The sequence below is a fragment of the Rhizobium lentis genome, from assembly GCF_017352135.1.
Lineage (GTDB): Bacteria > Pseudomonadota > Alphaproteobacteria > Rhizobiales > Rhizobiaceae > Rhizobium > Rhizobium lentis.
Window position 1 is genome coordinate 1698595 of record NZ_CP071454.1, and the last position, 12053, is coordinate 1710647.

At 62.5% G+C, this 12053-nt stretch carries 10 protein-coding genes and 1 riboswitch; of the genes, 8 read left to right on the plus strand and 2 right to left on the minus strand.

From position 1 onward, the window contains the following. Window positions 1-4: 4 nt before the first annotated feature. The gene (locus tag J0663_RS08155; protein WP_207243916.1) at window positions 5-1543 is read right to left on the minus strand and encodes an MDR family MFS transporter; all 1539 of its coding nucleotides are present in this window, start codon (window positions 1541-1543) and stop codon (window positions 5-7) included. 113 nt (window positions 1544-1656) lie between these two features. On the opposite strand from J0663_RS08155, the gene J0663_RS08160 reads away from it, so the two are divergent. The 3 genes from J0663_RS08160 to J0663_RS08170 are packed head-to-tail and all read left to right on the plus strand — an operon-like array spanning window position 1657 to window position 4713. Next, window positions 1657-2184, plus strand: a complete 528-nt coding sequence (locus tag J0663_RS08160; protein WP_207243917.1) for a MarR family winged helix-turn-helix transcriptional regulator — start codon at window positions 1657-1659, stop codon at window positions 2182-2184. A 57-nt stretch (window positions 2185-2241) separates the two neighbouring features. After that, complete coding sequence (locus J0663_RS08165; RefSeq protein ID WP_207243918.1) at window positions 2242-2898, plus strand: thiamine diphosphokinase; 657 nt, start codon at window positions 2242-2244, stop codon at window positions 2896-2898. Between the two features lie 3 nt (window positions 2899-2901). Beyond that, a complete protein-coding gene (locus J0663_RS08170) occupies window positions 2902-4713 on the plus strand; it encodes an ABC-F family ATP-binding cassette domain-containing protein (protein ID WP_207243919.1) in 1812 nt (603 codons plus the stop codon). Window positions 4714-4759: 46 nt separating this feature from the next. On the opposite strand, the gene J0663_RS08175 is transcribed toward J0663_RS08170, so the two are convergent. After that, complete coding sequence (locus J0663_RS08175; protein WP_207243920.1) at window positions 4760-6616, minus strand: ABC transporter ATP-binding protein/permease; 1857 nt, start codon at window positions 6614-6616, stop codon at window positions 4760-4762. A 153-nt stretch (window positions 6617-6769) separates the two neighbouring features. Then, window positions 6770-6847, plus strand: a riboswitch (SAM riboswitch). A 49-nt stretch (window positions 6848-6896) separates the two neighbouring features. On the opposite strand from J0663_RS08175, the gene metA reads away from it, so the two are divergent. The 5 genes from metA (at window position 6897) to nagA (ending at window position 12042) form a co-directional block, all read left to right on the plus strand. Next, window positions 6897-7820: a homoserine O-acetyltransferase MetA gene (metA, locus tag J0663_RS08180; protein ID WP_207243921.1), complete on the plus strand. Its 924-nt coding sequence runs from the start codon at window positions 6897-6899 to the stop codon at window positions 7818-7820. Between the two features lie 115 nt (window positions 7821-7935). Then, complete coding sequence (locus J0663_RS08185) at window positions 7936-8958, plus strand: aldose epimerase family protein (RefSeq protein ID WP_207243922.1); 1023 nt, start codon at window positions 7936-7938, stop codon at window positions 8956-8958. A 131-nt stretch (window positions 8959-9089) separates the two neighbouring features. Then, entirely contained in the window at window positions 9090-9863 is a 774-nt protein-coding gene (locus J0663_RS08190) for a GntR family transcriptional regulator (RefSeq protein ID WP_207243923.1), read from the plus strand. Continuing rightward, window positions 9860-10891, plus strand: a complete 1032-nt coding sequence (locus J0663_RS08195; RefSeq protein ID WP_207243924.1) for an SIS domain-containing protein — start codon at window positions 9860-9862, stop codon at window positions 10889-10891. Before J0663_RS08190 ends, J0663_RS08195 begins: the two co-directional genes overlap by 4 nt. Beyond that, on the plus strand, window positions 10891-12042 hold the full coding sequence (gene nagA, locus J0663_RS08200; RefSeq protein WP_207243925.1) for an N-acetylglucosamine-6-phosphate deacetylase: 1152 nt from the start codon (window positions 10891-10893) through the stop codon (window positions 12040-12042). The genes J0663_RS08195 and nagA overlap by 1 nt, the downstream gene beginning before the upstream one ends. The last annotated feature ends 11 nt before the right edge of the window (window positions 12043-12053 follow it).

Genomic DNA, 12053 nt, shown 5'->3' on the forward strand with positions numbered 1-12053 from the left:
CGGACTATTCCGCCGCTTCCGCCGTCGCCGGTTGCGGATGCTTCGTCTCGCCGGCGCGAGGCAACTGCACCGGCTTCAGCATGATGGCGGCGGCAAGGCCGATCAAGGCAATGGCGCAGGAGGTCATGAACAGCGGTGAGAAGGCGGCGGCATAGATATCGGCGACGGCCTGGCGGCTCGCGTCCGGAAGGGCAGCCATCATCTTCGGCGTCAGTTGCTCAATATCGACAACACCGGGAATGGGGGCACCGACCCTGCCGAGTCCGGAGGCAATGATTGCGCCATAGATTGATATGGCGATCGAGGCGCCGCCCATGCGCGAGAGCGTCACCGCGCCGGTCGCCGCGCCGACGTCGCGGGCGGGAGCGGCATTCTGCACGCCGATGACGGGAACCTGCTGGGCGAGACCGATACCGATTCCATGCAGCATCATGATTGCGCCGATGATGGCGATCGGCGTTCCCGCGTGGACCTGCGACATCAGTGCGAAGGCAATGGCGCTGCAGGTGAGGCTTGCGATGGCGAAGGGTTTGTAGCGCCCGGTCATGGAGATGATGCGGCCGGCGGACAGCGATCCGCAGACGAGGCCACCGGTCAGCAGAATGAAGAGAAGGCCGGCCGCCGACGGCGAAAGGCCGGTCGTGGTCTGCAGGAAGAGGGCGAGATAGTTGACCATGCCGATGGCGATCGCGCCGCCCATGACTGACATCACCAGGAGCAGGCTGAAGGTCGGATTGCGAAAGAGTTGCAGGGGAACGATCGGCTCCGGCGCGCGGCGCTCGATTAACACCCAGATCACGGCGCAAACGATGCCGAAGGCGACGATCCCCATGCTCTGCGGCGAGATCAACGAGCCGAACAATTCGCTGCTGTCCGTGGCAAGCACAATGCTCGTCGTCGTGAGCGCGATCAGCAACGCACCGGCATAATCGATTTTGGGGCGGCGATGCGGCTTACGATAGGGCAGCATGAAGGCAAGGCCGGTCAGTACAATGAAACCGATCGGCACATTGACGAGGAAGATCGAACGCCAGCCGAAGAGATCGCTCATCGTACCACCGAGCACCGGGCCGATTGCGCCTGAAGCCATCAGCACGAGACTGGAATAGCTTTGATAGCGCGCCCGCTCGCGCGGCTCGAACAGATCAGCGTTGACGGCAAAGATCGATACCATAATGCCGCCGCCGCCGAGCCCCTGCAGGACGCGGGCGGCGATCAGCGTGTCCATCGAGACGGCGAGGCCGCAGACCGCAGAGCCGACTGTGAAGATCGCAATCGCCGTCATCATCACATATTTGCGGCCGAAAAGATCGCCGAGCTTGCCGTAGAGCGGCATGACGGCGCTGAGCGCCAGCAGGTAGGCCGAGCCGATCCAGCCGAAACGTTCGAGATGGCCGAATTCTCCTACGATCGTCGGCAGCGCCGTTGAAACGATCTGATTGTCCAGCGTCGCCATGAACATGGCGGTCATCAGGAAGAAGAAGAGGATGAGCCGGTGGCGAGGATCCGTCACGAGCGGCGCAGGCGCGAGTTGCATGTCCATGGATCGTCATTCCGGTTGGACGGCTTTTATGTGCTATCAGCATATAATTGTCAACGGCACATGAATGACACGAGCATATTCAATTTCCCGTCCCGCTCTGTTATGGTTCCTTCATGAATGAAGCGATGACCAAGACCCTGTCGAACAACCCGGTCGATCCGAACGGCGAAAGCGTGCAGCGCATCGGCCGGAGCATGGCGCGCATGCGGCTGATGACTGGGCGGCGGCTGATCGGGCGGCTGGCGATCCAGAGTGCAGCCCCGGGTCTCGAGCTTTCACATCTCGACGTGCTTGACGCCGTGCGCAGGGCCCAGCCGACCGGTGAGGTTACGGTCGGTATGATTGCAGAGATGCTGCGCATCGATCCCTCGCGGGCAAGCCGGGTGGTGGCCGAGATGGTTGGGCGCAACGTGCTGCGGCGCGAAGCCTCGCAGGCCGATGCGCGGCGGATCGTCGTTGTTATAACCGAGGCCGGCCAGGCCCTGCTCGCCGAGATCCTTGCGCAGAAGCTGGCGATCATCTCCGAGATTGTCTCCGATTGGCCGGAGCAGGATGTCGAGCGTTTCGCAGCGCTTTTCGAGCGTTTCATCGGCGGCTACGAGGCGGTCTTCCTGTCGCGCGACAAGGACACGCCGGGCTGAGGGAAACCCGCCCATCCCTAGGCCCCTTCCCCTCGACCCCCGTTTGCGCTAAGGGCAATGCCCATGAGCAAATCCACCTTCACCATCCTGCTCGGCGGCGAACTCAGCCTGACGGAACGGCTACGACGCGCCATCAGCGGCAGCCGTTTCATTGCGGCCGACGGTGGCATGCGGCATGCGGCTGCACTCGGTGTTACGCCGGAGCTCTGGGTGGGCGACTTCGATTCGACGCCGGCCGATCTCGAAGGTGCATTTCCCCATGTGCCGAAACAGCCTTATCCCGCGGCCAAGGCAGCGACGGACGGAGAAATCGCCGTATCGGAAGCAATCGCGCGCGGGGCGCGGCGACTGATCCTGGCCGGAGCGCTCGGCGGCGAACGCTCCGATCACGCGCTTCAGCATCTGCTGTCGGCCGTCAATCTGGCCGAAGATGGCTTCGATGTGCTCCTGACCTCGGGCAAGGAAGAGGCCGTGCCGCTGCTTGCCGGCACCATCGAACTGGACCTTCCCAAGGACAGCCTGTTTTCCGTGCCGGGATTCAGCGAACTGACGGGGCTTTCCATCGAGAACGCGCGTTATCCGCTCACAGATTTCCACCTGCCTTTCGGCTCGTCGCGCACCATTTCCAACGTCGCCGAAGGCAAGGTTCGCTTTTCGCTCGGCAGCGGCCGAGCGATCGTGCTCGCCCGCCCCTATGATCTTTCCGGAGTCTGATTTTTGGCCCCTCCCATCCTGAAACTCGACGATATCTACCTGAGCTTCGGCGGCGCACCCCTTCTGGCTGGCGCCGCACTTCAGGTCGAGCCCGGCGACAAGATCTGTCTCGTCGGGCGCAACGGCTCGGGCAAATCGACACTGCTGAAGATCGCCGCCGGTCTGGTCGAGGCGCAGTCCGGCGAGGTTTTTCGCCACCCCTCCTCGACGGTGCGTTATCTCGAGCAGGCGCCCGACTTTGCCGGCTTCAACACGGTTCAGGCCTATGCCGAGGCCGGGCTTGGACCGGGCGACGATCCGTATCGCGTCACCTATCTGCTGTCCCATCTCGGCCTGACCGGCGAGGAGGATCCGAGCACCCTGTCCGGCGGCGAATCGCGCCGCGCCGCCCTTGCCCGCGTGCTGGCGCCGGAGCCCGACATTCTCCTGCTCGACGAGCCAACCAACCATCTCGATCTGCCGACCATCGAATGGCTTGAAGGCGAGCTGCAGAAGACCCGCAGCGCCCTGGTGCTCATCTCGCATGACCGCCGCTTTCTCGAAAAGATCTCGACCGCGACCGTCTGGCTCGACCGCGGCGCCTCGCGCCGGCTCGACAGGGGCTTTGCGCATTTTGAAGCCTGGCGCGACCAGGTGCTGGAGGCCGAGGAACTGGAGCAGCACAAGCTCGGCAAGGCGATCGAGCGTGAGGAACACTGGCTGCGCTACGGTGTGACGGCGCGGCGCAAGCGCAACATGCGCCGCTTGGGCGAACTGCAGACGATGCGATCGCAGTATCGCGGCCACAAGGGGCCGCAGGGCACGGTGCAGGCGACGGTCTCGGATGCGCAGGAATCCGGCAAGCTGGTAATCGAGGCCGAGAAGATCACCAAGAGATTCGGCGACCGGGCAATCGTTGCACCGTTCTCGATCCGTGTGCATCGTGGCGATTGCATCGGTCTGGTCGGACCGAACGGCGCCGGCAAGACGACGCTGCTGAAGATGCTGACCGGCCAGCTGTCGCCCGATAGCGGCACCGTCAAGCTTGGCACCAATCTGGAGATCGCGACGCTCGACCAGAAGCGCGAGGATCTCGATCCCGAGAATACGCTTGCGAACTATCTGACGGACGGGCGCGGCGAAAACCTGATCGTCAACGGCGAACAGCGGCACGTCACCGGCTACATGAAGGAGTTCCTGTTCCAGCCGGAACAGGCGCGAACGCCGATCAAGAGCCTCTCCGGCGGCGAGCGCGCGCGGCTGATGCTGGCGCGCATCCTGTCGCGGCCGGCAAACCTCCTGATCCTCGACGAGCCGACCAACGATCTCGATATCGAGACGCTCGACCTCCTGCAGGAAATCGTCGCAGGCTTTCCCGGCACCGTCATTCTCGTCAGCCACGACCGCGATTTTCTCGACCGCACCGTAACTTCGACGATCGCACCCGCCATACCTGATGCGCCTGATGGTCGCTGGATTGAATATGCCGGCGGCTATTCGGACATGCTTGCCCAGCGCAAGGGCGCGCTTGAAGAGCGCAAGAAGGCGGCGGAGCGGCCGAAGAGCCAGGAGCCGACACCTGCCGCGGGCGGCTCGAAGGGCAAGCTCTCCTTCAAGCAGAAATTCGCGCTGGACAACCTGCCGAAGGAAATGGCGAAGGCCGAAGCCGAGATCGCCAAGCGAGAACAGGTAATGGCCGATCCCAATCTTTTCACGCGCGATCCTGCAGCTTTCAACCGGCTTGCGGCGGAGATGGAGAAGCTGCGCACCGGTCTGACAAAAATGGAAGAAGAGTGGCTGGAGCTCGAAATGCTGAGGGAAGAGCTGGAAGGTTGATTTTTTCGACCTGCCGGTTTCTGTTCGCAGCCCTGTGGCGGTCGGGTTAGAGCGCCGGCGCGGGCACTGCCGCAGTTCCCACACTGGCGCTGGCGCCGGTCCGGGCGGCGGTCTGCTGCGGCTCCTCGGATCTCGACGGCAGAGCCTGCAGATGCAGCACGCGCGGCTGCAGCACCTCAAGATAGGCTTCGGAGCGGCCGATATAGATCATGCCGGTTTCGGGCATGGAGGTCAGCAGCCTCGCCATCGTTTCCTGCCATTCCGGCTCCATGCCCTCAAGCACTTCGTCGAAGATGATCCAGCGTGGGCGTACCAGCAGCAGGCGCGCAAAGCCGATCGCCTTCTGTTCGTCGCTATCAAGCAGCTTGTCCCAGCGGGCGCGGGTATCGAGCCTTGCGATCAGCGAATGCAGGCCGGCCTTTTCAAGGGCTGCTTCGACGGCTGATTTATCATAGGCATCAGGGTTTTCTGGAAAGGCCAGCGCCTCGCGCAGCGTGCCGCCGGGAACATAGGCAATCTGGGGAACGAACAGCATATCGTCGACCGGCGGCAGGCCCATCGTGCCGCTGCCGCACGGCCAGAGGCCGGCCATGGCCTGGAACAGCAGCTTGCGGTTGACGCTGTGATCGCCGTTGATCATGATTTTTTCGCCGGCCTTGATCGTTACGTCGGTTTCGCGCAGGCGGAAACCGCCGCATTCCTCGATGTCTTCGCCGATCTTGGCGTTGATGACGATATCCTTCAGCGTCAGCGTATCAGGTGCTGTGTTTTCATAGGCGATGCTGTCCTTCAGGTCGTAGTCCTCGTCCATATCGAGGAGGGCCTGGCGGAAATCGGTGACGCGCATCAGCGTGGCGCGCCATTCGGCGATCGGACCGAAATTAGCGACATACCAGCGCAGCGCCGTATTCACCTGGTTGAAGGCGCCGACAGACATCATCAGCTGGCCGAGCGTGAGACCGCCGGAGAAATAGGCGGGAGCGGCGACGATGATCGGAATGACGATCACCAGCCAGCCGTAACCGGCTGAAACCCAGGTGAGGTTGGTGTTGGCCATGGCGAGCCGCTTGACGACCCTCAATACCGAGCTGATGTCGGTGTTGATGCGGCGGCGCTCGTTCTCCTCGCCGCGGGCAACGGTGATCGCCGGCATGTTCTCATTGGCATGCATCAGCGTGAAGCGAAGCTCGGCCTCCTTCGAGAAGCGGTCGGCATTGAGCTTGACCAGCTTGCGGCCGACGACCTGGCTCAGCACCGATGCGGAAGCGGCATAGAAGATCGCCGCCCAGACCATGTAGCCGGGGATCGAGAAGCTGTGGCCGCTGATGTGGAAGACGAAGCCGCTCGACAGCTCCCAGAGGACGCCGATGAAGCTCACCAGAAGAATGGTCGACTGCAAGAGGCCAAGAACGAGCCCGGTCGTGCTCTCGGCGAGGTTACGCGAATCCTCGTGCAGGCGCTGGTCCGGGTTAACGCCGATCAGGCCGCTGGAGGCGAGCCGCAGTGCCCGCTTGCGCTTCAGCCACTGGTCGACCAGATCGCGCGACAGGCCCTCGCGCATATAGAGCGCCGTCATCTGGTTCAGCCAGGCCTGCAGCACATTGAGCAGCAGCAGCGTGCCGGCGATCATCGCGAAGATTTCGAGCTGATGGAAGAATTCGCCGAGGTCGCGGCGTTCCAGCGAATCGTAGAAGGGAGCGTTCCACTCGTTGAGGATAACCTGGCCGTAGGCGGTCAGCAGGATGACGAGAATGAGCACAGTCGCCAGAAACAGCACCTTGCCGCGCACGTGCGAATTCCAGAATGCTGAGAACATCACCCCGAGGCGATATGTCAGGCTGAAATCATACCCTACCCTATCCTGCCTCCGGATTCCCGGCCTCCCCTCGATCTTTTCTGCCATCACGCTTTTCCAACACCGCCCATACTGTCATTATTAACATGGTGGCGTTACCGGTCTATCAACAGATTCTATCAGTCATTAAACTGTGATGAGCCTTGCGTGGGTAGCGCCTGCATGCTTTCGGAGTTGATTCGCGCTTCGACTGGGGCTAATTAAAGGCTCCGTGGTGATTTGGCCGGCCGGCTTGCAGCCACGTTAAAAAAGTCGCTAAAGGGCCGCGTGCGGACCGGTAGCGATTTTTTGTCGCCGCCGGTTTTTTTGTTTTGATCGAGTGACCGCAATGCCCATCAAGATCCCCGATACGCTGCCCGCTTTCGAAACCCTGGTTCAAGAGGGTGTGCGGGTGATGACCGAGACGATGGCGATCCGTCAGGATATAAGACCGCTGCAGATCGGGCTGCTCAACCTGATGCCGAACAAGATCAAGACCGAAGTGCAGATGGCCCGCCTTGTCGGCGCCTCGCCGCTGCAGGTGGAGCTGTCGCTTATCCGCATCGGCGGCCACAAGGCGAAGAACACCTCCGAAGATCACCTGCTGGCTTTTTACCAGACCTGGGAAGAGGTAAAACAGCGCAAGTTCGACGGTTTCATCATAACAGGGGCGCCGATCGAGCTCCTGCCCTATGAGGACGTCACCTATTGGCCGGAGATGCAGCAGATTCTTGACTGGACGGAAACGAACGTGCATTCGACGATGAACGTCTGCTGGGGCGCGATGGCAGCGATCTATCACTTCCACGGCGTTCCGAAGTACGAGCTGAAGGAGAAGGCCTTCGGCGTCTATCGTCACCGGAATCTCAAGCCCTCCTCGATCTATCTCAACGGTTTCTCCGACAATTTCGAGGTGCCGGTGTCACGTTGGACCGAGGTGCGCCGCGCCGATATCGAAAAATCGGACAGCCTGGAGATCCTGATGGAATCCAGCGAGATGGGCGTCTGTCTCGTACATGAGAAGAGAGGACGGCGGCTCTACATGTTCAACCATGTGGAATATGATTCCACCTCGCTCTCCGACGAGTATTTCCGCGACGTCAATGCCGGCGTGCCGATCAAGATGCCGCACAATTACTTCCCGCATAACGATCCCGCACTTCCGCCGCAGAACCGCTGGCGCAGCCATGCGCATCTCCTGTTCGGCAACTGGATCAACGAGATCTACCAGACGACGCCCTATGACGTCGAAGAGATCGGCATGGATCTCTGAGCGGCGTTTCTGCTAATCCCACGGTTGCGGTTTGAGGCAAATGCGGGCAGGTTCCAGTCGAACCCTATAGCGCCGCGCGTCTTGAATCGGATGCGCCAAGAACGGACGATCGATCATGTCGGATAAGTTGAAGCGGGAAGTTTTCGGGCGGACGAAGTCGGGCGAGACCGTCGATCGGGTCGAGATCAGGGGCGGCGGGCTGACCGCCAGAATCATCACTTGGGGCGCAGTGATTCAGGACCTGCGCCTCGAAGGCCATGGCGCGCCGCTACAGCTCGGCTTCGACGATTTCGACAGCTATCCCCTCTATTCGGCTTATTTCGGCGCGACGCCCGGCCGCTGCGCCAACCGCGTCGGCGGCGGCAGGTTTACGCTCGACGGCAAGGATTATCAGCTGGAGCCGAACGAAAACGGCGTCACGCATCTGCATGGCGGCAGCGACAATATCGCCAAGCGCAACTGGACGATCGTCGAGCACGCTGTCGACCGGCTGGTGATGAAGATCGTCGACCCCGATGGCCGTGCCGGCTACCCCGGCAATTGCACCATCCAGGCAACGTTCTGGGTGCACGGCAATGGCGAATTGTCGATCACCTACGAATCGACCAGCGACCAGCCGACGCTTGCCAATGTCTGCCAGCACGCCTATTTCAATCTCGACGGCCGCGAGGATGCGCTCGGCCATGACATCATGATCGCGGCCGAACACTATCTGCCGACCGACGAGAAGCAGGTGCCAACCGGCGAAATCCGCTCGGTCGCCGGCACTGAATTCGATTTCCGCGAGATGGCGCCGATGAAGCGTTTCGTCGGCAGCGAGCAGGTGCTGTACGATCATAATTTCTGCCTCTCCGCAGAACGAACCGCCAAGCGGACCGTCGCGCTTGCCCGCAGTCTCTATTCCGGCGTCTCGCTGGAGGTGCGCAGCACCGAGCCGGGCGTGCAGTTCTATGCCGGTTTCAAGCTGAACACCGGGGCTCCCGGCCTAGGCGGGCGAAGATACGGCCCGTTCGCCGGCTTCTGCCTGGAGACGCAGGTTTGGCCGGATGCCATCAATCACCAAGGCTTCCCGAATGCCGTGCTGCGCCCCGGCGAAGTGCTGCGCCAAGAGACGGATTATATCTTCAGCAAGAGCTGAGTTTCGGTGAACGCATGGCTGTCAAGGTTAGCCGCTATGAAACCCTCGTCGGTTCTCCGCCGAGGGTTTTTTCTTGTCCGCACTGGATTCTGCCTTGCCGATTGGTTCTAAATAGGTTCTATTGTTCCGCCATGGATAGAACCAGTCTGATAGCGGAACTGAACAGCCGCGGCCTGCGCGATGAAGCGCTGACCGGACCGCTTTACAAGCGGCTGGCGCAGGCGTTGACGGGCCTTATGCAGGAGGGGTTGCTGAAGCCCGGCACCGCACTTCCTGGCGAACGCGATCTTGCCGAGGGTCTCAAGCTTGGCCGTGTCACCGTGCGTACCGCCTATCGTGACCTGATGGCCTCCGGCGCGTTGGAATCGCGCCACGGGAGCGGTACCTTCGTATCGAGCAGAGTGGAGCGTATGGAGCAGTCGCTCTGGCGGCTCTCCTCCTTCTCCGCCGATATGCGTTCGCGCGGACGTCTTCCAGCCGCACGGATATTGTCGCGGGCGGTCAATACGCCGTCCCCGGAGGAATCCTTCCTGCTTGGACTTGGCAGCGACGAACCGGTGCTGAGGCTCGACCGCTTGCGTCTTGCCGACGGCCTGCCACTGGCGATCGAACGCGCCGTGGTGCCGATCAAGTTCTTAGGCGGCGATGCCGGCGGCGAGGGATCGCTCTACGATGCGCTGGCGGCCAACGGCCACAGGCCCGTGCGGGCGCTGCAGCGGCTGACGGCGGTAACGCTCGACCCGTCTTCCGCCGCGATGCTGAACGTCAAATCAGGCGCGCCAGCGCTTCTGATTGAACGCGTTTCACGGCTGGAGGACCAGCGCGTCGTCGAATACACCCGCTCGCACTATCGTGGCGATGCTTACGATTTCGTTGCCGAATTGAGAATCGGAGATGACCTATGAGTGAGAACCAGTCGCTGATGCTGCAGGAAGCCGGCCAGTCGCCAGGGGTGGTGGCCACGCTTCTCGAAAAGGAAAAACCGGTCTTCACCGAGATTGCCCGGCTGTTTTCGTCCGCCCGTCCGAGCGTGGTGACGACGGCCGCGCGCGGCTCCTCGGACCATGCTGCCACCTTCTTCAAATATCTCTTCGAGATCACCTGCGGTATTCCGGTCGCCTCGGTCGGTCCGTCGATCGCTTCCGTCTATGGCGCCGCGCTGCATCTTAAGGGCGGCGTCCATTTCACCGTCTCGCAGTCGGGTGCAAGTCCCGATATCGTCGCCCTGCAGGATGCGGCCAAGAAGGGTGGCGCAACCACCATCGCCGTCGTCAACGTCATCGACAGCCCACTCGCAAAACAGGCCGATATCGTTCTCGGCCTCAATGCCGGCGCCGAAAAGAGCGTCGCGGCGACGAAATCCTTCATTGCCTCCGTCGCCGCCCTTTCCGGCGTGACAGCCGCGATCGGCGGCGTTTCCGACCTGCAGACCGCGCTCGCCAAGCTGCCGGAGGCGCTTTCGGCCACCGCCGGGATCGACACGGCCGCCGCCGAGGAGGTGCTGTTCAATGCCACCTCGCTCTATACGGCCGGCCGCGGCCCCGCTTTTGCGATCGCGCTCGAAGCGGCGCTGAAGGCCAAGGAAACCTCCGGCCTGCATGCCGAGGCCTTCTCGCTCGCGGAACTGATGCATGGCCCGATGCGCCTGGTGCAGCCGGGCTTTCCGATCGTCGCCTTCGCCCCCGACGATGCCGCCTTCGCCAATAACGGCCAAGCGCTGGAGCGCCTGCAGAAGCTTGGCGCCACCACCGTCGGCTTCTCCACCCAGCCGCTCTCCGGCATCAATCTGCGCGTGCCGACGACGGGCAACGGCCTCCTCGATCCGCTGGTATCGCTGCTCGTCTATTACCGGCTGATCGAATCGGTGACACGCCGTAAGGGTTTTGATCCCGACCGGCCCGCAAACCTGCTCAAGGTGACGGAGACGGTCTGATGATCCGCAAGATCTTCATCGGCGCCCGCATCTTCGACGGCGATCGTTTCCATGACGACAAGGCGCTCGTCGTTGCCGGCGGCCGCGTCGAAGCGATCATCGCAAGAAGCGATCTGCCTGCCGGCGAGACGATAACGCTGGCCGGCGGCGTCCTGTCGGCGGGCTTCATCGATGCACAGGTCAATGGCGGCGGCGGCCGGATGCTGAACGACGAGCCCTCCGCCGCGTCGATGGATATCATCGCCGGCGGACACCGGCCCTACGGCACGACATCGCTGCTGCCGACGCTGATCACCGACACGTCAGAGGCGACCAATGCTGCCATCGACGCGGCGAAGGAAGCCGTCAAGGCAAACCGTGGCGTCGCCGGGCTGCATCTCGAGGGACCGCATCTGGCGCCCGCGCGCAAAGGCGCGCATCTGGCCGAATTGATGCGGCCGGTTGAGAACAGCGATGTCAAAGCCTTCATCCAGGCGCGGGAGGCCATCGGCACCCTGCTCGTCACCATGGCGGCAGAGCAGGTGACGGTGGCCCAGGTGCGCGAACTTGCGGAAGCAGGCGTCACCATCAGCATCGGCCATTCCGATTGTTCGAGCGAAGCGGCGGAGGAACGTTTCGATGCCGGCGCGCGGGGTGTGACGCATCTCTTCAACGCAATGAGCCAGATGGGGCATCGCGCCCCCGGCCTCGTCGGTGCGGCGATTGATCATCCCTCGACCTGGTGCGGCATCATTGCCGATGGTCATCACGTCGATCCGAAAGCCCTACGCACGGCGCTGCGGGCAAAGCGCGGCGAAGGCAAGCTGTTCTTCGTCACCGATGCGATGTCGCTCGTCGGCTCTGAGAAGGATTCGTTCACACTGAACGGGCGTACCGTCCGGCGCGAAAGGGGCGGCTTCTGCTCGAAGCTGGTGCTTTCCGACGGCACGCTGGCCGGGTCAGATGTCGACATGATCTCGGCGATCCGCTACGGCGTCACCTATCTGGACCTGACGCTCGCCGAGGCTTTGCGCATGGCGACCCTTTATCCCGCCCGTTTCCTGAGACTTCCCGATCGCGGTCACCTCTCGCCGGGCGCGCGCGCCGACCTCGTCCATCTCACCGACGCCCTTGCCGTCACCGCCACCTGGCTTGCCGGCGAGGCGGCCTGAACGTAAGGAGA